The 23,816-nt window shown below is 67.8% G+C and carries 28 protein-coding genes; 18 read left to right on the top strand and 10 right to left on the bottom strand.

Going from position 1 to position 23,816, the window contains the following annotated elements:
• The first annotated feature begins 21 nt into the window (after positions 1-21).
• Positions 22-567 carry a TlpA family protein disulfide reductase gene (locus G5V65_RS00595; protein WP_165046481.1) on the top strand — a complete coding sequence of 182 codons (546 nt, stop codon included), beginning with the start codon at positions 22-24 and terminating at the stop codon, positions 565-567.
• 142 nt (positions 568-709) lie between these two features.
• On the opposite strand, the gene G5V65_RS00590 is transcribed toward G5V65_RS00595, so the two are convergent.
• Complete coding sequence (locus G5V65_RS00590; protein ID WP_165046480.1) at positions 710-1,312, bottom strand: DNA-3-methyladenine glycosylase I; 603 nt, start codon at positions 1,310-1,312, stop codon at positions 710-712.
• 94 nt (positions 1,313-1,406) lie between these two features.
• On the opposite strand from G5V65_RS00590, the gene G5V65_RS00585 reads away from it, so the two are divergent.
• From G5V65_RS00585 to yddG, 4 genes are all read left to right on the top strand, one after another.
• On the top strand, positions 1,407-2,267 hold the full coding sequence (locus tag G5V65_RS00585) for an EAL domain-containing protein (protein ID WP_165046479.1): 861 nt from the start codon (positions 1,407-1,409) through the stop codon (positions 2,265-2,267).
• 117 nt (positions 2,268-2,384) lie between these two features.
• On the top strand, positions 2,385-3,560 hold the full coding sequence (locus G5V65_RS00580; RefSeq protein ID WP_165046478.1) for an acetyl-CoA C-acetyltransferase: 1,176 nt from the start codon (positions 2,385-2,387) through the stop codon (positions 3,558-3,560).
• Between the two features lie 119 nt (positions 3,561-3,679).
• Complete coding sequence (phbB, locus tag G5V65_RS00575) at positions 3,680-4,405, top strand: beta-ketoacyl-ACP reductase (RefSeq protein WP_165046477.1); 726 nt, start codon at positions 3,680-3,682, stop codon at positions 4,403-4,405.
• A gap of 208 nt (positions 4,406-4,613) precedes the next feature.
• Positions 4,614-5,477, top strand: coding sequence for an aromatic amino acid exporter YddG (gene yddG, locus G5V65_RS00570; RefSeq protein ID WP_165046476.1), 864 nt, complete (start codon positions 4,614-4,616; stop codon positions 5,475-5,477).
• Between the two features lie 5 nt (positions 5,478-5,482).
• Here the strand turns inward: yddG and G5V65_RS00565 are convergent, their stop codons facing one another.
• The 3 genes from G5V65_RS00565 to G5V65_RS00555 form a co-directional block, all read right to left on the bottom strand.
• On the bottom strand, positions 5,483-5,650 hold the full coding sequence (locus tag G5V65_RS00565; RefSeq protein ID WP_161765955.1) for a DUF465 domain-containing protein: 168 nt from the start codon (positions 5,648-5,650) through the stop codon (positions 5,483-5,485).
• Positions 5,651-5,742: 92 nt separating this feature from the next.
• Complete coding sequence (locus tag G5V65_RS00560) at positions 5,743-6,510, bottom strand: tRNA1(Val) (adenine(37)-N6)-methyltransferase (RefSeq protein ID WP_165046809.1); 768 nt, start codon at positions 6,508-6,510, stop codon at positions 5,743-5,745.
• A gap of 2 nt (positions 6,511-6,512) precedes the next feature.
• Positions 6,513-6,731, bottom strand: a complete 219-nt coding sequence (locus tag G5V65_RS00555) for a putative signal transducing protein (RefSeq protein ID WP_165046475.1) — start codon at positions 6,729-6,731, stop codon at positions 6,513-6,515.
• Positions 6,732-6,778: 47 nt separating this feature from the next.
• Here G5V65_RS00555 and G5V65_RS00550 point away from each other — a divergent pair, with 47 nt between their 5' ends.
• From G5V65_RS00550 to G5V65_RS00540, 3 genes are all read left to right on the top strand, one after another.
• Positions 6,779-7,780 (top strand): polyprenyl synthetase family protein, encoded by a 1,002-nt coding sequence (locus G5V65_RS00550; protein WP_165046474.1) that lies wholly within the window; start codon positions 6,779-6,781, stop codon positions 7,778-7,780.
• 148 nt (positions 7,781-7,928) lie between these two features.
• Positions 7,929-8,207 (top strand): hypothetical protein, encoded by a 279-nt coding sequence (locus G5V65_RS00545; RefSeq protein ID WP_206526606.1) that lies wholly within the window; start codon positions 7,929-7,931, stop codon positions 8,205-8,207.
• Positions 8,208-8,288: 81 nt separating this feature from the next.
• Positions 8,289-8,615 carry a hypothetical protein gene (locus G5V65_RS00540; protein ID WP_241250395.1) on the top strand — a complete coding sequence of 109 codons (327 nt, stop codon included), beginning with the start codon at positions 8,289-8,291 and terminating at the stop codon, positions 8,613-8,615.
• On the opposite strand, the gene G5V65_RS00535 is transcribed toward G5V65_RS00540, so the two are convergent.
• The 3 genes from G5V65_RS00535 to G5V65_RS00525 form a co-directional block, all read right to left on the bottom strand.
• Complete coding sequence (locus G5V65_RS00535; RefSeq protein ID WP_165046472.1) at positions 8,612-9,445, bottom strand: 4-(cytidine 5'-diphospho)-2-C-methyl-D-erythritol kinase; 834 nt, start codon at positions 9,443-9,445, stop codon at positions 8,612-8,614. The genes G5V65_RS00540 and G5V65_RS00535 overlap by 4 nt on opposite strands.
• On the bottom strand, positions 9,432-11,156 hold the full coding sequence (locus G5V65_RS00530; RefSeq protein WP_165046471.1) for a tetratricopeptide repeat protein: 1,725 nt from the start codon (positions 11,154-11,156) through the stop codon (positions 9,432-9,434). Before G5V65_RS00530 ends, G5V65_RS00535 begins: the two co-directional genes overlap by 14 nt.
• Before the next feature lie 131 nt (positions 11,157-11,287).
• Complete coding sequence (locus G5V65_RS00525; RefSeq protein WP_165046470.1) at positions 11,288-12,934, bottom strand: electron transfer flavoprotein-ubiquinone oxidoreductase; 1,647 nt, start codon at positions 12,932-12,934, stop codon at positions 11,288-11,290.
• 280 nt (positions 12,935-13,214) lie between these two features.
• On the opposite strand from G5V65_RS00525, the gene greA reads away from it, so the two are divergent.
• Together greA and G5V65_RS00515 are read left to right on the top strand one after the other, a co-directional pair.
• Positions 13,215-13,685: a transcription elongation factor GreA gene (greA, locus tag G5V65_RS00520; protein ID WP_165046469.1), complete on the top strand. Its 471-nt coding sequence runs from the start codon at positions 13,215-13,217 to the stop codon at positions 13,683-13,685.
• Positions 13,686-13,715: 30 nt separating this feature from the next.
• Entirely contained in the window at positions 13,716-14,726 is a 1,011-nt protein-coding gene (locus G5V65_RS00515) for a hypothetical protein (RefSeq protein WP_165046468.1), read from the top strand.
• A gap of 35 nt (positions 14,727-14,761) precedes the next feature.
• Here G5V65_RS00515 and G5V65_RS00510 read toward each other — a convergent pair whose 3' ends face one another.
• The gene (locus tag G5V65_RS00510; protein ID WP_165046467.1) at positions 14,762-15,715 is read right to left on the bottom strand and encodes an L-threonylcarbamoyladenylate synthase; all 954 of its coding nucleotides are present in this window, start codon (positions 15,713-15,715) and stop codon (positions 14,762-14,764) included.
• A 133-nt stretch (positions 15,716-15,848) separates the two neighbouring features.
• Here G5V65_RS00510 and G5V65_RS00505 point away from each other — a divergent pair, with 133 nt between their 5' ends.
• From G5V65_RS00505 to G5V65_RS00485, 5 genes are all read left to right on the top strand, one after another.
• The gene (locus tag G5V65_RS00505; protein WP_165046466.1) at positions 15,849-17,573 is read left to right on the top strand and encodes an acyl-CoA dehydrogenase family protein; all 1,725 of its coding nucleotides are present in this window, start codon (positions 15,849-15,851) and stop codon (positions 17,571-17,573) included.
• A 17-nt stretch (positions 17,574-17,590) separates the two neighbouring features.
• Entirely contained in the window at positions 17,591-18,664 is a 1,074-nt protein-coding gene (locus G5V65_RS00500; RefSeq protein WP_165046465.1) for an MBL fold metallo-hydrolase, read from the top strand.
• A 12-nt stretch (positions 18,665-18,676) separates the two neighbouring features.
• Positions 18,677-19,177: a DUF6173 family protein gene (locus G5V65_RS00495; RefSeq protein WP_165046464.1), complete on the top strand. Its 501-nt coding sequence runs from the start codon at positions 18,677-18,679 to the stop codon at positions 19,175-19,177.
• A 76-nt stretch (positions 19,178-19,253) separates the two neighbouring features.
• Complete coding sequence (locus G5V65_RS00490; RefSeq protein WP_165046463.1) at positions 19,254-19,400, top strand: aa3-type cytochrome c oxidase subunit IV; 147 nt, start codon at positions 19,254-19,256, stop codon at positions 19,398-19,400.
• A gap of 79 nt (positions 19,401-19,479) precedes the next feature.
• Positions 19,480-20,085, top strand: coding sequence for a hypothetical protein (locus tag G5V65_RS00485; protein WP_165046808.1), 606 nt, complete (start codon positions 19,480-19,482; stop codon positions 20,083-20,085).
• Positions 20,086-20,094: 9 nt separating this feature from the next.
• Here the strand turns inward: G5V65_RS00485 and G5V65_RS00480 are convergent, their stop codons facing one another.
• Both G5V65_RS00480 and G5V65_RS00475 read right to left on the bottom strand, forming a co-directional pair.
• On the bottom strand, positions 20,095-20,421 hold the full coding sequence (locus G5V65_RS00480; RefSeq protein WP_165046462.1) for an AzlD domain-containing protein: 327 nt from the start codon (positions 20,419-20,421) through the stop codon (positions 20,095-20,097).
• Positions 20,418-21,122, bottom strand: a complete 705-nt coding sequence (locus G5V65_RS00475; protein WP_165046461.1) for an AzlC family ABC transporter permease — start codon at positions 21,120-21,122, stop codon at positions 20,418-20,420. Before G5V65_RS00475 ends, G5V65_RS00480 begins: the two co-directional genes overlap by 4 nt.
• A 68-nt stretch (positions 21,123-21,190) precedes the next feature.
• Between G5V65_RS00475 and mobA the strand changes: the two genes are divergently transcribed.
• Genes mobA through G5V65_RS00460 form a run of 3 tightly spaced genes read left to right on the top strand, consistent with a single transcriptional unit; the run spans position 21,191 to position 23,726 of the window.
• On the top strand, positions 21,191-21,781 hold the full coding sequence (gene mobA, locus G5V65_RS00470; RefSeq protein WP_165046460.1) for a molybdenum cofactor guanylyltransferase MobA: 591 nt from the start codon (positions 21,191-21,193) through the stop codon (positions 21,779-21,781).
• Positions 21,778-23,148, top strand: a complete 1,371-nt coding sequence (gene mobB, locus G5V65_RS00465; RefSeq protein ID WP_165046459.1) for a molybdopterin-guanine dinucleotide biosynthesis protein B — start codon at positions 21,778-21,780, stop codon at positions 23,146-23,148. The genes mobA and mobB overlap by 4 nt, the downstream gene beginning before the upstream one ends.
• Positions 23,145-23,726 carry a GNAT family N-acetyltransferase gene (locus G5V65_RS00460; RefSeq protein WP_165046458.1) on the top strand — a complete coding sequence of 194 codons (582 nt, stop codon included), beginning with the start codon at positions 23,145-23,147 and terminating at the stop codon, positions 23,724-23,726. The genes mobB and G5V65_RS00460 overlap by 4 nt, the downstream gene beginning before the upstream one ends.
• Positions 23,727-23,816: the final 90 nt, after the last annotated feature.

Below are 23,816 nucleotides of genomic sequence, written 5' to 3'. Positions count from 1 at the left end.
GGGGCGGCCTTCGGAGGGATGATGCTGCGGAAATTGTTGGCCGTCCTTTATACGGCCTTGGCCATCGGTGCAAATGCCGCCCTTGCGGGCGATGTGGCCGATCTGCGCGAAGGCGACATGCGCAAGCTGGCGATCCATTCCGCCCCGGTTGACCTGCCCGAGGCGGTGTTTCTGGATGCCCGCGATGGCGAGGTGCCGCTGGCGCAATGGCGGGGGCAATGGGTTGTGCTGAACTTCTGGGCGACATGGTGCGCGCCCTGCCGGAAGGAGATGCCCTCGCTTCTGCGGCTGCAGCAGGCGATGCCGGATCTGGCGGTGCTGCCGGTGGCGACGGGGCGGAATGCCGTGGAAGGGATCGAACGCTTTTACGAAGAGGCGGGGGTGCAGGCCCTGCCCATCCTGCGCGATCCGAAAAGCGAACTGGCGCGGCCCATGGGCGTGATGGGCCTGCCGGTGACCGTGGTGCTGAACCCGCAGGGGCAGGAAGTGGCCCGCCTGATCGGCGATGCCGAATGGGACAGCGCCCATGCGCAGACCGTGCTTTCCGCGATGATCGCCGGGAATTGAATTGCGCGCGCCGGGCGCAAGCGCCCGCCGCGCATTCCCTTTTTCCGTCCCGCCGCCCTGCGGCGGCGTGCCGGCAGGGGGGGCCAGCCCCCCGGGCGCGTGCCGCGCCCTCCCCCCGGGGTATTTGGGGCCAAGATGAAGATCAGCCTTCCGCGGCCATGGCTGCAACGCGGGCCCGGGCGGGGCAGCCGAGCAGATGGTCATTCACCAGCCCGGTGGCCTGCAGGAAGGCATAGACGATGGTCGGCCCGCAGAAGGTGAAGCCGTCCTTCTTCAACTGCTTCGAGATGGCCTGTGACAGGGGCGTTTCGGTGGGGATGTCGCGCATCGTGGCGGGGCGGTTCTGCAGCGGCTGCCCGTCAAGGTGTTTCCACAGATAGGGGGCGAAACCCTCGCGCTCTTCCACTGCCAGATAGGCGCGGGCCGAGCGGATGGTGCCCTCGATCTTGCCCCGGTGGCGGATGATGCCGGGATCGGCCAGCAGGCGGGTGACCTCTCCCTCGCCCCAGCCTGCGATGATGGCGGGATCGAAACCCGCGAAGGCCGCGCGGAAATTGTCGCGCTTTTTCAGGATCGTGATCCAGCTGAGCCCGGCCTGGAACCCGTCGAGGATCAGCTTTTCCCACAGCGCGCGAGGGTCACGCTCCGGCACGCCCCATTCGTGATCGTGATAGGTCACATAGAGCGGATCCGTCCCGCACCAGGGGCAGCGGCCGGCCTGGGGATCGGGGGTGCTGTCCTGCATCTGTCTATCCCCTGTCGCGGCCCGCCCGCGCGCCTTTACCCCATCTTTACGGGGGCTGGGGCAGGGTTGTCGACGGGTCATGTGGGGGTTCGACATGAAGATGGACAAGGGCAGCGGTCTGGCGGAAAGGGGCAGCCCGCTTTCGGTGGCGATGGCCGAAGATGCGGCGCGCGCCATCGACATGGTGGCCGAAGCCGTGCGGATGCGCCGCTTGCGGCTGGCCTATCATCCGGTCGTGCTGGCCGGGCGGCCGGGGCAGATCGGGTTTCACGAGGGCCTGATCCGCGTGCTGGATCCCGGCGGGCGGGTGATTCCGGCGCGGGATTTCGTGCATGCGGTGGAGTCGCTGGAACTGGGGCGCGAGATTGACTGCGCGGCGCTTGCCATGGGCATGGATGCGCTGGCCCGCCATCCCACCCTGCGGCTGTCGGTGAACATGTCGGCCCGGTCGCTGGGCTGGCCGCGCTGGACAAGGCTGCTGCGGGCGGGTGTGGCGCGCAATCCCGGCATCGGCCAGCGCCTGATCCTGGAGATATCCGAGGCCAGCGCGATGACGGTGCCGGAACTGCTGGCGGGGCTGATTGCGGAACTTCGGCCCAGCGGCATTTCCTTTGCGCTGGACGGGTTCGGCGCCGGGGCCTTTGCGCTGCGCCATTTCCGGGAGCTGAGCTTCGACATGATGAAGGTGGATGCCCAGTTCAGCCGCAACATCCAGACCCATCCGGACAACCAGGTTCTGATGGCGGCCTTCCTGGCCATCGCGCGGCAGTTCGACATGCTGGCCGTGGCGCAGGGGGTGGAGCAGGCGGCCGAGGCAGAGTGGCTGGCGCAACTGGGGATGGACTGTCTGCAGGGCTATCATTTCGCCGCGCCCAAGCTGATTCCCGAAGGGTTGGAGGCAGAGGGAGAGGCGGCGTCAGCGGCGGCGACGCAGCGCCGGCAAGCGGCAAGGTGACGCTGCGGCAATCTGCAGACGCAAGATTGTTGCTTTTGTTTCCCCCGGCGTCTAGGCCATGCTGCAAGGCGGCGAGGTCGCGCGGACCGCGCCCGGATGGGAGAGAGAGGATCAGCCATGACCAATGTCGTCATCGTTTCCGCAGGCCGGACGGCCGTGGGCAGTTTCAACGGTTCCTTCGCCAATACCCCCGCCCATGATCTGGGCGCGGCGGTGATCGAGGCGGTCGTGGCCCGCGCGGGCATCGACAAGGCCGAGGTGGAAGAGACGATCCTGGGTCAGGTGCTGACGGCGGGTCAGGGCCAGAACCCGGCGCGGCAGGCGCATATCAAGGCGGGCCTCGCCAAGGAGGCCAGCGCCTGGTCGCTGAACCAGGTTTGCGGATCGGGCCTGCGGGCGGTGGCGCTGGGCGCGCAGCATGTGCAGCTGGGCGATGCGCGGATCGTCGTCGCGGGCGGGCAGGAAAACATGTCGCTGTCGCCCCATGTCGCGCATCTGCGCGCGGGCACCAAGATGGGCGACATGAAGTTCATCGACTCGATGATCAAGGACGGGCTCTGGGATGCCTTCAACGGCTATCACATGGGCCAGACGGCGGAGAACGTCGCCAATCAGTGGCAGATTTCCCGCGACATGCAGGATGAATTCGCGCTGGCCAGCCAGAACAAGGCCGAGGCCGCGCAGAAGGCCGGCAAGTTCAAGGAAGAGATCATCCCCTTCACCATTTCCACCCGCAAGGGCGACATCACGGTCGATGCGGATGAGTATATCCGCGCGGGGGCGACGCTCGAATCGATGCAGAAGCTGAAGCCCGCCTTCACCAAGGACGGGTCGGTCACGGCGGGCAATGCCTCGGGCATCAATGACGGGGCGGCGGCGGTCGTGCTGATGTCGGCGGATGAGGCCGCGCGGCGCGGGCTGGTGCCGCTGGCGCGCATCGCCTCTTACGCCACGGCGGGGCTGGATCCGGCGATCATGGGCGTGGGGCCGATCCATGCCAGCCGCAAGGCGCTGGAAAAGGCGGGCTGGAAGGCCGGTGATCTGGATCTGGTCGAGGCGAACGAAGCCTTCGCCGCCCAGGCCTGCGCGGTGAACAAGGACATGGGATGGGATCCGTCCATCGTGAACGTGAACGGCGGCGCCATCGCCATCGGCCACCCGATCGGCGCCTCGGGCTGCCGCATCCTGAACACGCTCCTGTTCGAAATGGCGCGGCGCGATGCCAAGCGGGGCCTTGCCACGCTGTGCATAGGCGGCGGCATGGGCGTGGCCATGTGCCTGGAACGCGCCTGATCGGCGATTGCTGCGGCCACAATGCCGCAGGTGCAAAATGGGCGCGCAATAATGTTGCGCGCCCCTCTTCATTTCGGTAACACCATTTCAACGATGTCCGCATTCAGGAGGAGGGACTTATGGCTCGAGTGGCTTTGGTAACAGGTGGTTCGCGCGGGATCGGCGCCGCGATTTCGGTGGCGCTGAAGGCGGCGGGCTACAAGGTGGCCGCGAACTATGCCGGCAACGATGAGGCGGCGGCGGCCTTCACCAAGGAGACGGGCATCCCCACCTTCAAATGGTCTGTCGCCGATTACGATGCCTGCGTGGCGGGCATCGCCAAGGTCGAGGCCGAGGTCGGCCCGGTGGATGTGCTGGTCAACAATGCGGGCATCACCCGCGATGCCATGTTCCACAAGATGACGCCGCAGCAGTGGAAAGAGGTGATCGACACCAACCTGACCGGCCTGTTCAACATGACCCATCCGCTGTGGTCGGGCATGCGCGACCGCAAGTTCGGGCGGGTGATCAACATCTCGTCCATCAACGGGCAGAAGGGTCAGGCGGGGCAGGCCAACTATTCCGCCGCCAAGTCGGGCGATCTGGGCTTCACCAAGGCCCTGGCGCAAGAGGGCGCGCGGGCGGGGATCACCGTCAATGCGATCTGCCCCGGCTATATCGCGACCGAGATGGTGAAGGCGATCGACGAAAAGGTGCTGGCCGAACGCATCATCCCGCAGATTCCGGTGGGCCGTCTGGGCGAGCCGGAGGAAATCGCGCGGACGGTGGTCTTCCTGGCCTCGGACGATGCGGGTTTCATCACCGGCTCCACGATCTCGGCCAATGGCGGGCAGTTCTTCGTCTGACCACCGAAGGCGCGGAATTTGACGCAAATTCCGCGTCGATTTCTGACGCAGAAATCGGACCGTCCTGCCGCCCAAGGGGTGGCAGGACGGGAAGCGCGACGACAGGGGCCCGGAATTTGCGTCAAATTCCGTCGCGGTTTCTGCGTCAGAAACCGCCTTCCCCTTGCCCCACACCCCGCCTAAGTTGCGCGCGGAACGCGAGGCAGGCATGACGCAGAGAAACGCAACCGCCATCGGCTTTACCGCCGTCCTGATGTGGGCGCTGCTTGCGCTTTTCACCATCGGCTCGGCCCCGGTGCCGCCCTTCCTGCTGAACGCGCTCACCTTCGGCATCGGCGGCACGCTGGGCCTGATCTGGACGCTCAGGAACGGGCTGGACCGGCTGCGCGGCATTTCATGGCGGGTCTATGCCTTCGGCATCCTCGGCCTCTTCGGCTATCACGCGCTTTACTTCACGGCCTTCCGCATCGCGCCCTCGGCAGAGACGGGGCTGATGGCCTATCTCTGGCCGCTCTTCATCGTGCTTTTCGCCAGCCTCCTGCCGGGCGAACGTCTGCGCCCCCTGGTCCTGATCGGCGCGCTGATCGCCTTTGCCGGCGCGGCGCTGATCGTTCTGGGGCGTGACAGCGGCGGGGCCGCCACCCCGCTTGGCCTGTTCCTCGGCTTTCTCTGCGCCCTCACCTGGGCGGGTTATTCCACCCTCTCCCGTCGCCTTGGCGACGTCCCCACCGAAAGCGTCACCGTCTTCTGCCTTGGCACGGCGCTTCTCTCGGCGCTCGTGCATCCGCTGGTGGAACAAACGGTCTGGCCGACGGGCGCCATCGGCTGGCTGTCCATTCTTGCACTGGGCATCGGGCCGGTCGGCGCGGCCTTCTTCACATGGGATATCGGCATGAAGAAGGGCGACATCCAGCTTCTCGGCGTCGCCTCCTATGCAGCACCCCTGCTGTCCACGCTTGCCCTCGTCACAGCAGGCATCAGCCCGGCGTCATGGACGATCCTTGGCGCGGCCATCCTCATCACCGGGGGGGCGGCGCTGGCCGCCCGGGCGGGCACCAGCGCCGAAGGGTAAACCCCTCAGGCCTGTTGCAGGCGGGTCATCTCTTCCTTGAGCTTGAGTTTCTGCTTCTTCAGCTCGGCAATCCTCAGGGCATCCGCGCCGGGGCTTCGCTGCTCACGCTCGACCATGTCAGAGAGGTGCTCATGCTTGCGGCGCAGTTCCTGCAGATGCGAAGCAATCGTCATATCCGTCCTCCTCATGATTGGTTCCGACAGGTTGAGTGCAACACAACCCTTGAGTCGTGTCACGGACAATCGGTGCCGACTTACGGATAGGTCTAACGATCCCGGCCAAAGGCCGCCGAAAGATCGGCCCCGTTGCGCAGAACATCGTTCGCGGCTTGGGTATAGCTTTCGCGATCACCGTCATGTGACGGGCCCTCATGCAGGGTGAAGGGCGCGAGCAGCCGGAAGGCCGCCCGCCCGCCCTTCCGCGCCTGCAGGATCACGCGGGGCGGGGCGCGGCCGCTGCGCGGCTCCAGCGGCAGGACCATGGCCGAGCCGAGCTTGGGCGGCAAAGCCGCCAGCGCCTCGGGCAGGCAGGGCGTGGCGAAGATCATGGTCAGCCAGCCGCCTGGCCGCAGCCGCGCCCCCGCGGCGGCGACCCAGGCGGCGATCGGCGTGGCCACCCGCAGCGCCCGGTCCCGCGCCGCGACGGGCGAGGGCGACCCCCCCGCGTCGTAATAGGGCGGGTTGGCGATGACATGGTCGAAGTCCCGCCGCAGTGCGCGCGGCATGGCCGTCAGGTCGCCTTCCACCACCTCCATCGCCATCCCGTTCCGTTCCGAATTGCGCCGCGCCAGATCGGCATATTCGGGCTGCACCTCCAGCCCCGCCAGAACCACCCCCGGCACCCGCGCGCCAAGGCACAGCGCCGCCGCCCCCGCCCCGCAACCCAGATCCAGCACGCTTTCCCCCGCCCGGGCCGGGCAGGCGGCGGCCAGCAGCACGGGATCCGTCGCCGCGCGATAGCCGCGTGCGGGTTGCAGCAGGCGCAACCTTCCCATCAGGAACTTGTCATCCGTCAGGGCGTCATCGGGAAACAGGCTCACTCCAGCCCCGTCGGGATGCCATTGTCCCGCAGCACCGCGCGGGCGATGAACAGGTCCGCATCCCGCACCATCAACCGGCGCGGCAATATGCCAAGGCTGCCGTCAAGGATGCTCATGTGGACGTCCATGTCGAATACGTCTATATCCTCGCCTTCAAGCAGGGCGGTTGCAAAGGCGATCACCGTCGGATCCGTGCTGCGCAAAAGCTCTTTCATGGGCCAAGGTTACCGGGCATTGGCCCGAAAAGTCGAGAGGCGGGGGAATGGGTTTGGACGAGGCCGCGCAGAAACCGCATGACCGCCTGGCCGCATGGCTGGCCGATGACATGGCGGCGGTGAATGCGCTGATCCGCACCCGCATGGCCAGCGAACACGCCCCCCGCATCCCCGAAGTCACGGCGCATCTGGTCGAGGCCGGGGGGAAACGCCTGCGGCCCATGCTGACACTCGCCGCCGCGCGGATGTGCGGCTATCAGGGCGAGAATCACGTCAAGCTGGCCGCCACGGTGGAATTCATCCACACCGCCACGCTGCTGCATGACGATGTGGTGGATGAAAGCGAACGCCGCCGGGGGCGGCCCACGGCGAACCTGCTATGGGACAACAAATCCTCGGTCCTTGTCGGCGATTACCTTTTCGCGCGCTCCTTCCAGTTGATGGTGGAAACACAGTCGCTGCGGGTGATGGACATCCTTGCCAATGCCTCTGCCGTGATCGCCGAGGGCGAGGTGCTGCAACTCACCGCCGCGCAGGATCTTGGCACGACGGAAGGCATCTACCTTCAGGTGATCCGAGGCAAGACGGCGGCGCTTTTCGCGGCCGCCATGGAAGTGGGCGGCGTCATCGCCACTGTCCCCGAGGCGCAGGTGCAAGCCCTGCGCGCCTATGGCGATGCGCTGGGCATTGCCTTCCAGATCGTCGATGACCTGCTGGATTACGGCGGCACCGATGCCGCCATCGGCAAGAACACGGGCGACGATTTCCGCGAACGCAAACTGACGCTCCCTGTCATCAAGGCCGTGGCCCGGGCCGATGCCGAGGAACGCGCCTTCTGGCAGCGCACCATCGAAAAGGGGGATCAGCGCGACGGCGATCTGGCGCAGGCCATGGCGATCATGGCCCGCCACGGCGCGATGGCCGCAGCCCGGGACGAGGCGCTGCATTGGGCCGAAACCGCGCGGCGCTCGCTCGACATCCTGCCCGCGCATGAATTGCGCGACATGCTGTCCGACCTTGCCGATTACGTGGTGGCGCGGATCAACTGATCCGCCCCGCCGCTCAAGCCCGATAAAATCGGCGTCAGCGCGATTGTTCCGGCCTTCATCCATCCCGACCTGTCCCTCAGGTGCAAATGATGGAGGGTTCGATGCGCGGCTTTCTTTTTCTGACAGGTCTTTTTCTGGCGGGCCCGCCTTGGCAAACACGGTCGCCATCGGCGATCTGCAATATGGCAGCACCGCCACCATCAGCGGCGTGGTGGACCGCATCACGGATGAGGATGAATTCCGCCTGCGCGACGACAGCGGATCGGTCCTTGTCTACATCGGCCCCGGCATCGTGCCCTTCGACATGGGCGAGGCGATCACCGTCAGCGGGATCGTCGATCGGGACTTCGGCCGGTTGGAGCTTTATGCCCGGCAGGCCACCCGCGCCGATGGCACGGAAGTGACCTTCGATCACCGATACGATTGATCCGGGCAGGCCGCCCCCCTTGCCAAGGGGGGGCGGCTTTCCCACCTCCCATGGTAACGAAAGACAAACAGGGAGATGACGATGATCCGTTCCGCCGCGATGGCCGCCGTGCTGCTTTCGGCCTCGGCCGCCTTCGCCGCCCCCGTTCCCATCGCCAAGGCCCCGCGCGGCCAGCCTGTCACCGTCAGCGGCAAGGTGATGCGCATCACCGATTCCGATGCCTTCCGCCTGAAGGATGCGTCGGGCGTCGTCACCGTCTATGTCGGGCCGCATGGCCTGCCGGTCGAGGTGGGCGAAGAGGTCACGGTCATGGGCGCGCTGGAAGAGGGGTTTCCGCCGGAATTCGTGGCCCGCGCCCTGCGCCGCGCCGATGGCAGCGAGGTGGCCTTCCGCCACGACTGGGCCTAGGGCAGCAGCGGCGCGTCCGCCACCCACCAGCCCGGCTCTGCCGCGCGGATCGCCCGTGCTGCGGCATGGGCGGCCAAAGGGTCCGCGAACAGGCCAAAGCATGTCGCCCCCGAACCCGACATCCGCGCCATCAGGCAGCCTGCCTGCGCCGACAGCGCTGCCTTCACCCGCCCGATGACGGGTTCAAGGGCCAGGGCGGGCGGTTCCAGATCGTTTCGCTGCATCATCACGAAGGCCGCCAGGTCCGCCGCGCTGCGCAGGCGCGGCAGGTCGCGGGGCAGGGGGGCATTGTCCGCCCGCGCCAGCGCGCGGAAGATCGCGGGGGTGGACAGGGCAACGCCCGGATTGGCCAGCACCAGCCAGACCTCGGGCAAGGGGGGCAGGGGGGCCAGCCCCTCGCCGATCCCCGTCATGCGGGCGGGCCGCCCCGCCAGACAGACCGGCACATCCGCCCCCAGCGCCAGCACGGCGGCCGCCTCGGGCAGGGCCCGCCCTGACAGCCGCGCCAGCAGGCGCAGCGTGGCCGCGGCATCCGCCGACCCGCCGCCGATCCCTGACGATACCGGCAGGTGCTTTTCCAGCACGATCCGCGCGGAAACGCCCATCGCCCGCGCGGCGCGCAGGACAAGGTTATCCCCCTCACCCGTCAGCCCCTCAGCCTTCGGGCCTTCAACGCTCAGCGATGGGGGATCAGCCAGCGTTCCGCTGACCTGATCCCCCACCCCGGCAAAGACAACCAGCGAATCGAGCAGGTGATACCCGTCCGCCCGCCGCCCCGTGACATGCAGGCAGAGGTTGATCTTGGCCGGCGCGAATTCAGTTTCCGCCATTCGCCACTTCGGTCAGGGGTTTCGCGCCCTCTTCGGCCAGCACGCTATCCAGCCCCACCTCCAGCTTGCGCCGGATGCGCTTGGCCTCTTTCTCCTCGGGGTCGAAGGACAGCGCGCGGTGCCACTGGAACCGCGCCTCGAGCTTGCGGCCCACGGCCCAGTAGACATCGCCCAGATGGTCCGTCACCACCGGATCCACGGGTTCGAGGATCGAGGCCCGCTCCATCGGCTCTACCGCCTCGTCATAGCGGCCCAGCCGGAACAGCGCCCAGGCCAGGCTGTCGATGATATAGCCCGCCTCGGGCTGGGCCGCGACGGCGCGCTTGATCATCTCCAGCGCCTCGTCCAGGTTTTCGCCCCGGTCGACAAAGCTGTAGCCCAGATAGTTCAGGACCTGCGGCTGTTCCGGGTTCAATTCCAGCGCGCGGCGGAAATCGGCCTCGGCCTCGGTCCAGTTCCCGGCGCGTTCATTGCTGATGCCGCGCGAATAGAACAGCGTCCAGTGGCGCTGCTCGGCCTCGGGGATCAGGTCGATGGCGCGGGTATAGACCGGGATCGCATCGGCGAAGCGTTCCTCGCGGCGCAGGGCATCGGCCAGGGCGGAATGCACCTCGACCAGTTGGCCATGGCTGCGGGTCAGGGCCTGCAGCACCTCGAGCGCGGCCTCGGTCTTGCCTTCGGCGATCAGCGTGTCGGCGCGGCCGATTTCGGCCACGTGATAGGCCGGGTCAGTGGCGGGGATCAGGGCATAGGTTTCCCCGGCCAGCGCGTGCTGATCCAGGTTTTCCAGCAAGCCCGCCGCCAGAAGCCGCGCCTCGGAGTGATCGGGGCGCAGATGCGTCGCCGCGCGGGCGTAAAGCAGGGTATAGCCATCCTCGGCCTCGCCCCGCAGCGCGGTCGCCAGCGAGAAGAACACCTCGGCGATGCCGTCCTTCGGGTTGCGCACCAGATCGAAGGGCAGCGTCTCGCCCGCCTGCAGCCGGGCGCGCAGGCCATCCACCTGCGGGTCGGCCTCGGGGCCGAAAGCGCGATCAAGAAGCGCGATCGCATCGGCGGGGCGTTCAAGCTGGCTCAGGATCTGGACATGGGCGATGGCCCCGCGCCGCATCAGCGCGATCTGCCCCGCCTCGCGGCCCGACAGGATGTTGTCGGCGCTTTCGAAATCCCCGACAGAGGCAAGCGCCAGCGCCTTGTGATAAAGACCGAAGGCCTCGAGCCCCGGCGCGCTGGCCAGTTCGTCAAAGCCTGCGACGGCATCGGACATGCGCCCGTCGCCAAGGGCCGCCCAGGCCATCACCAGATCATCCAGCAGCCGCCCGACAGAGCGGCCCGCCTCGATATCTGCGATCAGCGCGGCATAGTCCTCACGCGCGACCTGATCCGTCAGCAGGGCGATATAGGCGGTCTGGCTGCGCCCGCCCTTCTGCACCAGCAGCCGCGACAGGTCTGCCGCGCGGTCGATGTCGCCCAGGCTCATATGCGAAATCAGGCTGCCTTCCAGCGTTGCCGCGTCATCGGCGCCGCTGTCCAGCAGCCGGTCATACCAGCGCGCGGCCTCGCGGAAATCGAATTCCGACGCGGCGACGCGCGCGGCCAGATAGGCCCCCGCGCTGCCGTCGCCCTCTTGCGCGGTGCCCGGCCCGGCAAGCGGCAGGGCAAGGCAGGCGGCAAGGGCAAGGGCCTTGAGGGGCTGGCGGGTCTGGGCGGGCATCGGCGGGCAACTCCGGCGGGTTTCGCAAAAGCTAGCGTCGGGGCGGTTCACTGGCAATCGGGCCGGGGGTCATTCCTGCCCCCGGCCCGCCGTTTCCCGCCGATTCACACGAAATTGTCAGAAATGCCGCATCACATGTTGGGATAGTTCGGCCCGCCGCCGCCCTGCGGCGTGGTCCAGTTGATGTTCTGGCTGGGATCCTTGATGTCGCAGGTCTTGCAATGCACGCAGTTCTGGAAGTTGATCCGGAAGGTCGCGTCATTCCCCTCGCCCAGCACTTCATAAACCCCGGCCGGGCAATAGCGCTGCGCCGGTTCGGCATATTTCGGCAGGTTGACCGAGATCGGGATCGACGGATCCTTCAGCTTCAGATGCGCGGGCTGCGCCTCGTCATGGTTGGTGAAGCTGTAGGCCACATTCGTCAGCCGGTCGAAGGACAGAACGCCATCGGGCTTGGGATAGTCGATGGGCTTGTGGTTCTTCGCCAACCCCGTCGCCGCCGCGTCCGATTTGCCATGGCGCAGCGTGCCAAGGACCGTCAGCCCGATGGTATTGGCCCACATGTCGATCCCGCCACCCATCAGGCTGGCCACCAGCCCGTATTTGGACCAGAGCGGCTTGACGTTCCGCACCTTCTTCAGGTCTTTCCCGATGGGGCCGGTCCTGACGGCCGTCTCATAGGCCGAAAGCTCATCCCCCGCTCGGCCTGCCTTGATGGCGTCATGGGCGGCCTCGGCCGCCGCCTTGCCCGACAGCATGGCATTATGGTTGCCCTTGATGCGCGGCACGTTCACCAGCCCCGCCGAACAGCCCAGCAGCGCCACGCCCGGCGCCACCATCTTGGGGATCGACTGCCAGCCGCCTTCGGAAATCGCCCGCGCGCCATAGGCCACGCGCTTCCCGCCCTTCAGGAGTTCCGCCACCATCGGGTGATGCTTGAAGCGCTGGAATTCCATATAGGGGTAAAGATGCGGGTTTTCATAGTTCAGGTGGACGACGAAGCCCACGTAAACCTGATTGTTTTCCAGATGATAGATGAAAGACCCGCCGCCCGCATTGCTGCCCAGCGGCCAGCCCATCGTATGCGTGACCGTCCCCTCGCGGTGCTTGGCGGGGTCGATCTCCCAGATCTCCTTCATGCCAAGCCCGAATTTCTGCGGGCAGTGGCCCTTGGACAGGTCATACTTGGCGATCACCTCTTTCGACAGCGATCCGCGCACGCCTTCCGACAGGAAGACGTATTTGCCGTGCAGTTCCATCCCCGGCTCATAGCTCGGCCCCGGCTCGCCCGTTTCCGGATCGCGCCCGAATTCGCCCGCCACGACACCCTTCACCCGGTCGCCTTCATAGACCAGCGCAGAGGCGCTCATGCCGGGGAAGATCTCCACGCCCAGCCCCTCGGCCACACCGGCCATCCAGCGGCAGACATTCGCCATGGAAACGATGTAATTGCCGTGGTTGTTCATCAAGGGCGGCATGGGGAAATTGGGGATACGCACCTGACCGGCGGGGCCGAGGATATAGAAGTTGTCCTCCTTCACCTCGGTCTTGATCGGCGCGCCCATGTTGCGCCAGTCGGGCAGCAGGGCATCCAGACCCGACGGGTCAAGCACCGCGCCAGACAGGATATGCGCGCCGACCTCGGATCCCTTTTCCAGCACCACCACCGTCATGTCGGGATCAAGCTGCTTCAGCCGGATCGCCGCCGACAGGCCGGCCGGGCCCGCGCCCACGATCACCACGTCATATTCCATCGACTCACGGACGATGTCGGCCATCCTGCCTGCTCCTTCCCCGCGTTTCCCTGCCGCCCGCGCAAGATTGTTGCGGGCTGCCGTCTCCCCTAGCCCAAGCCGCGCCAAGGGGTCAATCATAACGCGGCATCACGATGTCGCATTGCGGCATCCGGCCCGCCCCGGCGCGGATTTCCGCGCCTGCCGCGCGGCAGGGCCTTGCATTTGCGTCATGGGTCGGATCAGGTGAGGGACACTTCGCAGGTTGCAATGCGCCACAGCCTTGGAAAAGGGCCGTGGCATTCCTTTTGTCATGTTGGGGCCGATGGAAAAGATACCGATGACGCGCGCGGGCTTCACCGCGCTGGATGAAGAGCTGAAGACGCTGAAATCCGTCGAACGCCCCGCCGTGATCCGCGCGATTGCCGAAGCCCGCGAACATGGCGACCTGTCGGAAAACGCCGAATACCACGCCGCGCGCGAAAAGCAGTCCTTCATCGAGGGCCGCATCAAGGAGCTTGAGGCGATGCTCTCGCTGGCCGAGGTCATCGACCCGGCCAAGCTTTCCGGCGCGGTGAAGTTCGGCGCGACGGTGACCGTCGTCGACGAGGACACGGATGAGGAGAAGACCTATCAGATCGTGGGCGAGGCCGAGGCCGATATCGAACGCGGCCTGCTGAACATGCGCTCGCCCCTGGCCCGCGCCCTGATCGGCAAGGACGAAGGCGACAGCGTCGAGGTGAAAACCCCCGGCGGCCAGAAAAGCTATGAGATCCTGACAATCCGCTACATCTGATCGCCAGAGCGGGGAATTTCGGGGAACGGAATGCCGGAAGAGCCAGACAAGCCGGAACCCTTGGGCCTGTTCCTCAGGGCCGAAGAGGCGCCGCCCTTCGGCCCGACCGAGATGGTCGCCGCGCTGCTGGCGCTGGTCTGGGTGGTGGCAGTGATCGCCTATGCCATCATCTCGCCCGCCACGGATGGCGGCGGGCTTCTGGGGCTGGTGATGACGCTGCTGGTGGTCTTCCTGCCGCTGGCGCTGATCTGGGCGGCGGTGACGACGCTGCGTTCCGTCCGCGTGCTGCGGGCCGAGGCCGCGCGCCTGCAGGCGACGGTGGATGCGATGCGCAACGCCTATCTGATGTCGCAGCAGACCGCCGCCGCGATCAAGCCGCTGCCCGATCCCCGCCCCGAAGACAGCCCGCCGGGCCTGCCCGCCACCTTCCAGACGCGCCGTGATCCGGGTGCCAGCCAGCCCTCGGCCGATCGCAAGGCGGCGCTTGTCGCCCCGCCGCCGCCCCGCCCCGTCGCCCCCGACGAACAGCCCGCGCTGGCGCTTGGCACCCCGGCCGAGGCGCTGCGCCCGCCGATTTCCGTCGCCGATTTCATCCGCGCGCTGAACTTTCCCGAAAACCCCGATGATCGCGAAGGCTTTCGCGCACTGCGCATGGCGCTGGAGGATCGCACCACCGCCAAGCTGATCCGTGCGGCGCAGGATGTGCTGACGCTTCTGTCGCAGGAAGGCATCTACATGGATGACCTGCGCCCCGAACGGGCGCGGCCGGAATTCTGGCGCAAGTTCGCCCAAGGGGAACGGGGCCGGGCGATTTCCGTGCTGGGGGGGATCCGTGACCGGTCTTCGCTGGCGCTGACCGGCGCCCGCATGCGCGAGGATCCGATCTTCCGCGATGCGGCGCATCACTTCCTGCGCACCTTCGACCGCACCTTCCAGGAATTCGAGAAGGTCGCCTCTGACGCCGATCTGGCGGAACTGGCCGATACGCGCACGGCGCGGGCCTTCATGCTGTTCGGCCGGGTGACGGGCGTCTTCGACTGACAGCGTCGCCTGTCGGAAACCTGTGCAGAAGGGTCTTACCCGCGCGGCGCCGCCGCGCGGCGCAGGCGATCGTTGATCGCGCGGCCAAGGCCCGCTTCCGGCACCGGGGCAAAGGCGATGCGGCCCTCGGGGCCGGCCCTGTCATCCGCCTCGCGCAGGATATGGAACAGCCGCGCCGCCGCCTCGACCGGATCGCCCCGCTCGGACAGCGACAGATCCGCCCCCGGGCAGGGGCCGAAGCCCACCCAGACCTCGCCCGGCTGTGGCGCCACGGCCTCCAGCCGCACCGCCGCCCCGGGCGCGTAATGGCTGGCCAGTTGCCCCGGCGCGTTGGGACGTTCCGCCGATCCGCCCGTGGCCAGCCTCTCTCCCAGAACCTCTTCCAGCACCTCGACCGCCAGCCCGCCGGGGCGCAGCAGTTCCGGCTGGCCCAGCAGCCCCAGAATGGTGGATTCCACCCCCACCGCGCAGGGCCCGCCATCGAGGATCGCCTCGATCCGCCCCGCCAGCCCGGCCCGCACATGTTCCCCCCGCGTGGGTGACACCTTGCCCGAAGGATTGGCCGAAGGCGCGGCCAGCGGCCCGCCGAAGGCGCGCAGCAAGGCCCGCGCCAGCGGATGCGCGGGCAGGCGCAGCGCCACGCTGTCCAGCCCCGCCGTGACCAGCGGCGACAGCCCCGATCCCGGCCGGATCGGCAGCACCAGCGTCAGCGGCCCCGGCCAGAAGGCCCGCGCCAGCGCCTCGGCCCGGTCATCGAAGACGGCCAGTTCCCGCGCGCTTTCCACATCGGGCAGATGCACGATCAAGGGGTTGAAGCGCGGCCTTCCCTTCGCCGCGAAGATGCGGGCCACGGCGCGGTCGTCGCGCGCATCGCCGCCAAGGCCATAGACGGTTTCCGTCGGAAAGGCGACAAGCCCGCCCGCGCGCAGGATTTCCGCCGCGCGGCGAAGGCCGGTTTCGCTGTCCTGCAGATCTTCGGTGGCAATCATGGCCTGTGACGCAGCGTTGGGCTTGAGGTGTCGGGGCAGGGCTGTAAACCTTTTCCCATCAGGTGCCCTTACCCGCCATGCCGCGTCTTGCCAAGGCTCTGGCGGTGCAGGGGGACAGTGGAAGGAAAGACCGATGCCCTATCGCGCGCCCCTCGCCGATCTTGAATTCCTGCTGGCGCATGTTCTGGGCTTTGACCGCGTCACCGCGACCGACCGCTTCGCCGAGGCAGGCCCCGATACCGCCCGCGCCATCCTGGCCGAGGCCGGGCGTCTGGCCGAACAGACGCTGGCCCCCCTGAACCGCGCGGGCGACAGGCAGGGCGCGCGGCTGGAAAACGGCATCGTCCGCACCCCGCCCGGCTTTGCCGAAGGCTATCGCGCCATTGCCGAAGGCGGCTGGGTCGGCATGGCCGCCCGGCCGGAAAACGGCGGCATGGGCCTGCCCATGACGCTGGCCACCGCCGTGAACGAGATGATGTCGGGCGCCTGCCTTGCGCTGCAGATCAACCCCCTGCTGACCCAGGGCCAGATCGAGGCGCTGGAACACCACGCCCCGGAGGCGATCCGCGCGACCTATCTGCCGCGCCTTGTGTCGGGGGAATGGGGCGGCACGATGAACCTGACCGAACCGCAGGCCGGATCCGATGTCGGCGCGCTGCGCAGCCGGGCCGAACCGCGCGGCGATGGCAGCTATTCGGTGACGGGGCAGAAGATCTATATCAGCTGGGGGGATGCGGATTTCATGCCGAACATCTGCCATCTGGTGCTGGCCCGCCTGCCCGATGCCGCGCCGGGAACGGCGGGGATCAGCCTGTTCCTCGTGCCGAAATTCATCCCCGATGCGGCGGGCAATCCGGGGCCGCGCAACAGCCTGTCGGTGGTCAGCCTGGAACACAAGCTGGGCCTGCATGGCAGCCCGACCTGCGTGATGCAATATGACGGCGCGCAGGGCTGGCTGGTGGGAGAGCCGCATCGCGGCATGGCGGCGATGTTCACCATGATGAACAACGCCCGGCTGGGCGTGGCGGTGCAGGGCGTGGGCATCGCCGAGGCCGCGCTGCAGCAGGCGCTTTCCCATGCCGAAGGCCGGGTGCAGGGTCGCACCCCCACGGGGCGCGGGCCGATCACCGATCATGCCGATGTGCGCCGGATGCTGGCGCGGATGCGGGCGCAGGTCTTTTCGGCCCGCGCCATCGCGCTGTCCTGCGCCGTGGCCATCGACATGGCCCATGCCACCGGATCGCCCGAATGGCAGGCCCGCGCCGCCTTTCTGACCCCCATCGCCAAGGCCTATGGCACCGATACCGGCGTCGAGGTGGCGCAGATGGGCCTGCAGGTGCATGGCGGCATGGGCTTTGTCGAAGAGACGGGGGCCGCGCAATTCGCCCGCGATGTGCGGGTGACGACGATCTATGAAGGCACCAACGGCATTCAGGCGATGGATCTGGTCGCGCGCAAGATGGCCGATGGCGGCAGCGCCGCCTTTGCCCTGATCGACGAGGTGCAGGCCGGGGCCGAAACCGCCCGGGCGGGCCTGCCCGATCTGGCGGGCGATGTCTGGCAGGCCGCCGAATCCCTGCGCGAAGCGACAGAGGTGTTGCTGCGTCAGGAGATGAACGATCGCTTTGCCGGGGCCGCGGCCTATCTGCGCGCCTTTGCGCTGGTCCTTGGGGCCGATGCGCATCTGCGCGCGGCCCATGCCGCGGCCGGGGCGGGCCTGGCACAGGCCCCCGCGCGGGCGGCGCTGGCGCGGGTCGCGATCCGCCGCCTGCTGCCGGAACAGGCCGGGCTTCTGGTGGAAATGCGCGAAGGCGCGGCAGGGCTTTATGCGCTGTCGCCCGGGGATCTGGCGGCGTGACGGCCAAGGCCCGGCACATGGCCCCGGACCCCGCCGACACCGCGCCGGATACCCCCCTTCCGGGCCTGCATCACCCCTTTCCCACCCCACCCGAGGAAGGCGGCGCGGTCGAGATCGCCGAAGGCGTTCTCTGGCTGCGCCTGCCGCTGCCGATGGCGCTGGATCATGTCAATGTCTATGCGCTGGACGATGGCGATGGCTGGACGGTGGTCGATACGGGCTTTGCCTCGAACCGGGGGCGCGCGATCTGGCAGCGCCTGCTGGATGGCCCGCTGCGGGGCCGCCCGGTGCGGCGCGTCATCGTCACCCATTACCACCCCGATCACATCGGCCTTGCCGGCTGGTTCCAGACGCAGGGGGCCGAACTCGTCACCACGCGGACAAGCTGGCTTTATGCCCGGATGCTGGTGCTGGACGTGCAAGCCCTGCCCGCGCCCGAGATGCTGGCCTTCCAGCGCCTGGCAGGCGTGCCGCCTGACCGGCTTGCCCGGATCGCCGCCACAAGGCCCTTCAACTTTGCCGATGTGGTGGCCCCGCTGCCGCCCGGCTTTACCCGCATCCGCGAAGGCGACAGCCTTTCCGCCGGGGGGCGCCGCTGGCTGGTGCGCTGCGGCGATGGCCATGCGCCGGAACATGCCACGCTCTGGAGCATGGAGGATGATCTGGTGCTGGGCGGGGATCAGCTTCTTCCCGGCATCTCGGCCAATATCGGCGTCTATCCCACGGAACCCGCCGCCGATCCGCTGAGCGAATGGCTGGACAGTTGCCGCCGCCTAGCCGCCCATGCCGAGGATCGCCACCTTGTCCTGCCGGGCCACAAGCTGCCCTTTACCGGCCTGCCCCTGCGCCTGCGCCAGATGGAAGAGAATCACGACTCCGCCCTTGCCCGCCTTCTGGATCACCTGCGCCAGCCGCAGACCGCCGCCGATTGCTTCCTGCCGCTGTTCAAGCGCCAGATCGACGGGCCGGAATACGGCATGGCGCTGGTCGAATCGGTGGCCCATCTCAACTGCCTCTTGCGGCGGGGGCTGGTTTGCCGTTCGCTGTCGGATCAGGGCGCGTGGCTGTGGCGGCGCGCCGGGGAGGCATGACAGGGCAGGGCGATGAAGAAGGACGAAATCTCCACCACGGCGGAATTCGCCGAGGCGGCGGCGCTGACGGCGGCCGCCGAACCCCGGGCAAAGGCGGTGCATGCCGATCCCGCCCAATGCGGCACGCTGGAAAGCGCACCCCTGCCCAAGGCCGCCACCCGGCGCAGCGTCGAGGAGAAAAGCCCCGCCGAATGGGCCTATGAACGGCTGATCCTCTATATCCAGAACTTCGAGGCGCAGCTTGACGCAAGCGAAGAGGTGGCGATGGGCTTTACCGGCGGGCAGGCGGGCGTTCTGTCGATCGAAGGGGTGGGCTTCTTCGATCCCGATCTGGTGACATTCTATGGCCGCGACGAAGACGGGCTGCGCACCCAGCTGATCCAGCATGTGACGCAGCTCAACGTCATCCTGCGCGCCGTGCCGCGCGAAACCCCGGCCGAGCCGCCGCGCCGCATCGGCTTTCAGATGATGCAGCAATGGGCAGGCGGCGATTCCGGCGATGCCTCGGCCTGAGGGACGCTGCCTGAAGGCGTGACAGTCGGCGATGAATCGGCTATTCGGCCTTCAAGAACAGGAAAGGGAACCTGAAATGGCCGATCACCACAGCGACTTCAAACCCGGCAGCATGGACATCCGCGCGCAGGAGAAAACCTTCGCGGGCTTCGTGAAGTTCGTGCAATACGGCGTCGTCATCATCTTCGCCATCCTGATCTTCATGGCGCTTGTGAACGCCTGAGGCGGCGGGGCCGCCCGGCGGCCCCCCTCCCTTGCCCTTCCTGCCCGATTTCAGACCCGCCGAATTGGATTGATACATGCTGCGCGCCGTTCTTGCCCTGCTGGCCCTGCTGAACCTTGCCGCCTGTGGCGCGGATTCGGTCTGGGCTCCGGATGAACAGGTTCAGGCGGCGCGCTATGTGCATGACGGCCCGAATGCCATCACGCTGTTCACGGTGATCAACAACCGTTCGGGCGCGGGGGCGCATAGCGGGCTGATGATCAATGATTCCGAACGGATCATGTTCGATCCGGCGGGCACCTGGAACCATCCGCGCATCCCGGAACGCAACGACGTTCACTATGGGATCACCCCGCGCATCGTGAATTTCTACATCGACTATCACGCGCGCGAGACGTTCCGCGTGGTGGAACAGACGGTTGTCGTCTCGCCCGGCGTGGCCGATCTCGTGGCGCGGCGGGTCAAGGAATACGGCGCGGTGCCCAAGGCGCAATGCGCCAATTCCATCTCGTCCATCCTGCGCGGCGTGCCGGGCTTCGAAGGCATCCGCAACACCTGGTATCCGAACAAGCTGATGGAAGATTTCGCCCGCATCCCCGGCGTCACCACCCGCGTGATCCGGGATGAGGATGCCGACAAGAACCACGGCGTCCTGCTGATCCAGGCGGGCGAATCCCCGCTCTGACGGCAGGGATCAGCCGACAGTTGCCAACAGCGCAAACAGCGTGCCCGCCCCGGCAAGGATGGCGGCCATGGTGCTGCGCGTGGCAAGGCCCACGGCCAGCGTGACCAGCGCGGCGGCAAGGCGCGCGGGATCCGTCTCGCCGCCCGTGGCCGCAGGCCACAGCACGCCCGGCGCCACCAGCGCGGGCAGCACCGCCACCGCCGTATAGCGCAGCGCGCGGGTCAGCCAGCCCGGCAGGGGCCGCGTGCCCAAGGTTCCCAGAAAGGAAAAGCGGATCGCATAGGTGCCAAGCGCCAGCACCGGCAGCACGATCCAGAAGGTGGCCTTGTCGATCATGCGCGCCGAACCTCCAACCAGCGGTCGATCAGCGCGCCCACCGTCATGGCCCCCGCCGCCGCGATCAGCAGGCCCGTGCCATAGGGCAGCCCCGCCAGAACCAGCGACAGAAGGATCGACACCCCCGCCGCCGCCAGATGCGGCAGGCTGCGCAGCATCGGCGCGACCATGGCCAGAAAGGTGATGGGCAGCGCGAAATCCAGCGCATATTCGGGCGGGATCGCCCGCCCGATCAGCGCCCCGGCCAGCGAGGCGAGAAACCACAGCGGCGCGACCGCCACCACCGCCCCGAAGAAGACCGCGCGCTTTTCCTGCGCCGTCATCGCGGGATTGCGGTCGATCTCGGCCACGGTGGTGGCAAAGCTCTGATCGACAAGGAAATAGGCCATCAGCGCGCGTGACCGCAGCGGCAATTCCCCGAAATGCGGGGCCAGCGTCACCGAATACATCACCATCCGCAGATTGACGGCCAGCGCCGTGGCCAGCACCACCAGAACCGGCGCGTTTTCCTGCATCGTCTGCAGCGCCGCGAATTGCGACGCGCCGGCAAAGACCGAAACGGAAAACAGCATCGCCTCGATCACGTTCAGCCCGGCCTCTGTCGCCACCACCCCGAAGAGCAGCGCGAAGGGCCCGACGACCACGGTCATCGGCAGGGCGGCCAGCAGGCCGCGCAGAAAGGCATGTCGGGCAGATGTCATCGCGCCTCGCGCTTTACCTTGCGCAGCGAAGGGCTTAGGCCATTGCAGGAAGAAGGGAAAGGGCGCGCGTGCGGATATTCGGGGTGATTCTGGCCGGCGGGCAGGGCCGCCGCATGGGCGGGGCCGACAAGGCCATGCTGCCGCTCGCCGGGCGCAGCCTGATCGCCCATGCCGTGGAACGGCTGGAGCCGCAGGTGGATCGCCTCGCGATCAGCGCCAATGGCGATCCCGCGCGGCTTGCCGGGCTGGGCCTGCCCGTCCTGCCCGATACCGACGCCTCGCAAGGCCCGCTTTCGGGCCTTCTGGCGGGGCTGGACTGGGCCGCGCGCCATGGCGCGACGCATCTTGTTTCCGTGCCGGTCGATGCGCCCTTCTTCCCGCCCGACCTTGTGCCCCGCCTGCTGCTGGCAGGCGAAGGGGTGGGGGCCGCACTTGCCAGATCCGGGGGCAATGACCATCCGACCTTCGGCCTCTGGCCCGCCGGGGCCGCCCCCGCGCTGCGGGCCTTTCTCGCCAGCGGCGAAAAGGCCCGCGTCCGGAGTTTTGCCGACAGCCTCCACGCCGCCCGTGCCGATTTCCCCGATGACGGGGCCTTTGCCAACCTCAACACCCCCGAAGACCTTGCCACGGCCGAGGCCCGCATCCGGGGCGCGGCATGAAGGTTTACGGCGTCATCGGCTGGAAGAATTCGGGCAAGACCGGCCTGATGGAACGGCTGGTGGCCGAAATCACGGGCCGGGGTTTCTCCGTTTCCACCGTGAAGCATGTGCATCACGAGGTGGATCTCGATCAGCCCGGCAAGGACACCTTCCGCCACCGTCAGGCCGGCGCGCGCGAGGTGGTTCTGGCCGCCAAGGACCGTTTCGCCCTGATGGTGGAACATCGCGGCCCCGAGCCCGCCCTGTCCGAGGTGCTGGCGCGTCTGGCCCCTGTCGATCTGGTGCTGGTCGAAGGCTACAAGCGTGACGCGCATCGCAAGGTGGAAGTCTGGCGCCGCGAGACGGGGCATGACCTGATCCAGCCGGGCGATCCGCTGGTGCGCGCCGTGGCCAGCGATGCGGCGGGGCTGGCGCTGCCCGTGCCGGTGCTGGATCTGAACGACACCGCCGCTGTTGCCGATTTCATCCTTGCCGAAACCGGCCTTGCCGCGCCAGCCTTTGACGGGGTGATGGTGGTCGACTGGTCGGCCACGCATGGCCCGTCTCCGGCCCGCCCCTCGGCCGATGCGATCTGGATCGGGCAGGCCGATGCGACAGGGGAAAGCGCCCTCTACTTCCGCAGCCGGGCCGAGGCCGAGACGCATATCCGCGCCAGCATCGACCGCGCCGCCGCCGAAGGCCGCCGCCTGCTGATCGGCTTCGATTTCCCGATGGCCTATCCCGCGGGCTTTGCCGCCCGCCTGACGGGCCAGCCCGATCCCCGCGCCGTCTGGCGCTGGCTGGCCGGGCGGATCACCGATGAGGGCAACCGCAACAACCGCTTTGCCGTGGCCGATGATATCAACGCCATCATCGCCAGGGGCCACCCCGCGCCCGGCCCCTTCTGGGGCCGCCCCGCGGGCCTTGCCCTGCCGCATCTGCCGCCCCGCAAGCTGGCCGATTACCCCGCGTTGGGCCTTGCCGAACGCCGCGCGGTCGAGGCCCGCGTTCCCCGCGCCCAGCCCGTCTGGAAGCTTTACACCACAGGCTCCGTCGGATCGCAGGCGCTGATGGGCCTGCCGATGATCCACCGCCTGTCGCAGCGCCCCGATGTCTCGGTCTGGCCCTTCGATCCGCAACCGGGCCGCAGCGCCGTTCTGGCCGAGGTCTATCCCTCGCTCCTCGCCCCGCTGGTGGCCCGCGCCCCGGGCATCCGCGACCGCGCGCAGGTGGTGCTGCTGGCCCGTGCGCTGTGGCGGCTGTCGCATCTGGGCGAACTGGCGCGGATCATGCAGGATATCAATGATATCGGCACCGAAGAGGGCTGGATTCTGGGCGCAGGGCATGAAGGACCCCTGCAGGCGGCAGCGGAAGGAGAGCTGGCATGATCCGCATCGAAGGGGGCCTGCCCGATCATCTGCGCGACGAGGCGGCGGTGCTGTACTGGGCGGCCTTCGGCGAAAAGCTGGGCCGCGTGCTGGGGCCAGAGCGGCTTGCGCTGGTCTTTTTCGCCCGGGTGATGCGCGCCGATCATTGCCTGACAGCCTATGATCGCGAAGGCCGCCTTGTGGGCCTTGCCGGTTTCAAGACCGAGAGGGGCACCTTCGCGGGCGGCACGGAAGAGGATCTGCGCGCCGTCTACGGCACCTTTGGCGGGCGCTGGCGGGCCATGGTCCTGCGCCTGCTGGGCAGCGAATCCGATCAGGCCCGCTTCCTGCTGGATGGGCTTTGCGTCCGCCCCGATTGCCGCGGCCAGGGCGTGGGCAGCGCGCTCTTGCAGGCCTTCATGGCCGAAGGCCGCGCGCGCGGCTTCGGCGCGGTGCGGCTGGATGTCGTCGATACGAACTGGCGCGCGCGCGCGCTTTACGAACGGCAGGGCTTCGTCGTCGACCGCACCTCGGCCATCGGTCCGCTTCGGCTGATCTTCCGCTTCAACGCCGCCCACAGCATGGTGCGCCCGATCTGACGCCCGCCAGAAGGCGATTTCCCGTGCAACACCCCGGGCCGGCTGCGCCCGACTTGCACTTTTCCGATGAAAATTTCGCGAAAATGCGCT

This window comes from Paragemmobacter kunshanensis (assembly GCF_011059185.1).
GTDB classification, from domain to species: domain Bacteria; phylum Pseudomonadota; class Alphaproteobacteria; order Rhodobacterales; family Rhodobacteraceae; genus Paragemmobacter; species Paragemmobacter kunshanensis.
This window is presented reverse-complemented; position numbering and strand designations above follow the sequence as displayed.

Excerpts from the sequence above, each read along its gene's own strand:
- G5V65_RS00505 (WP_165046466.1), top strand. The coding sequence starts at position 15,849 with ATGCCCTATCGCGCGCCCCTCGCCGATCTTGAATTCCTGCTGGCGCAT.
- G5V65_RS00535 (WP_165046472.1), bottom strand. The coding sequence starts at position 9,445 with ATGGCGGAAACTGAATTCGCGCCGGCCAAGATCAACCTCTGCCTGCAT.
- G5V65_RS00550 (WP_165046474.1), top strand. The coding sequence starts at position 6,779 with ATGGGTTTGGACGAGGCCGCGCAGAAACCGCATGACCGCCTGGCCGCA.
- mobB (WP_165046459.1), top strand. The coding sequence starts at position 21,778 with ATGAAGGTTTACGGCGTCATCGGCTGGAAGAATTCGGGCAAGACCGGC.
- phbB (WP_165046477.1), top strand. The coding sequence starts at position 3,680 with ATGGCTCGAGTGGCTTTGGTAACAGGTGGTTCGCGCGGGATCGGCGCC.
- G5V65_RS00585 (WP_165046479.1), top strand. The coding sequence starts at position 1,407 with ATGAAGATGGACAAGGGCAGCGGTCTGGCGGAAAGGGGCAGCCCGCTT.
- G5V65_RS00510 (WP_165046467.1), bottom strand. The coding sequence starts at position 15,715 with ATGATTGCCACCGAAGATCTGCAGGACAGCGAAACCGGCCTTCGCCGC.
- G5V65_RS00525 (WP_165046470.1), bottom strand. The coding sequence starts at position 12,934 with ATGGCCGACATCGTCCGTGAGTCGATGGAATATGACGTGGTGATCGTG.
- greA (WP_165046469.1), top strand. The coding sequence starts at position 13,215 with ATGGAAAAGATACCGATGACGCGCGCGGGCTTCACCGCGCTGGATGAA.
- G5V65_RS00460 (WP_165046458.1), top strand. The coding sequence starts at position 23,145 with ATGATCCGCATCGAAGGGGGCCTGCCCGATCATCTGCGCGACGAGGCG.
- G5V65_RS00515 (WP_165046468.1), top strand. The coding sequence starts at position 13,716 with ATGCCGGAAGAGCCAGACAAGCCGGAACCCTTGGGCCTGTTCCTCAGG.
- G5V65_RS00590 (WP_165046480.1), bottom strand. The coding sequence starts at position 1,312 with ATGCAGGACAGCACCCCCGATCCCCAGGCCGGCCGCTGCCCCTGGTGC.
- G5V65_RS00490 (WP_165046463.1), top strand. The coding sequence starts at position 19,254 with ATGGCCGATCACCACAGCGACTTCAAACCCGGCAGCATGGACATCCGC.
- G5V65_RS00595 (WP_165046481.1), top strand. The coding sequence starts at position 22 with ATGCTGCGGAAATTGTTGGCCGTCCTTTATACGGCCTTGGCCATCGGT.
- G5V65_RS00540 (WP_241250395.1), top strand. The coding sequence starts at position 8,289 with ATGATCCGTTCCGCCGCGATGGCCGCCGTGCTGCTTTCGGCCTCGGCC.
- G5V65_RS00495 (WP_165046464.1), top strand. The coding sequence starts at position 18,677 with ATGAAGAAGGACGAAATCTCCACCACGGCGGAATTCGCCGAGGCGGCG.
- G5V65_RS00565 (WP_161765955.1), bottom strand. The coding sequence starts at position 5,650 with ATGACGATTGCTTCGCATCTGCAGGAACTGCGCCGCAAGCATGAGCAC.
- G5V65_RS00480 (WP_165046462.1), bottom strand. The coding sequence starts at position 20,421 with ATGATCGACAAGGCCACCTTCTGGATCGTGCTGCCGGTGCTGGCGCTT.
- yddG (WP_165046476.1), top strand. The coding sequence starts at position 4,614 with ATGACGCAGAGAAACGCAACCGCCATCGGCTTTACCGCCGTCCTGATG.
- G5V65_RS00475 (WP_165046461.1), bottom strand. The coding sequence starts at position 21,122 with ATGACATCTGCCCGACATGCCTTTCTGCGCGGCCTGCTGGCCGCCCTG.
- G5V65_RS00555 (WP_165046475.1), bottom strand. The coding sequence starts at position 6,731 with ATGAAAGAGCTTTTGCGCAGCACGGATCCGACGGTGATCGCCTTTGCA.
- G5V65_RS00580 (WP_165046478.1), top strand. The coding sequence starts at position 2,385 with ATGACCAATGTCGTCATCGTTTCCGCAGGCCGGACGGCCGTGGGCAGT.
- G5V65_RS00530 (WP_165046471.1), bottom strand. The coding sequence starts at position 11,156 with ATGCCCGCCCAGACCCGCCAGCCCCTCAAGGCCCTTGCCCTTGCCGCC.
- G5V65_RS00500 (WP_165046465.1), top strand. The coding sequence starts at position 17,591 with ATGGCCCCGGACCCCGCCGACACCGCGCCGGATACCCCCCTTCCGGGC.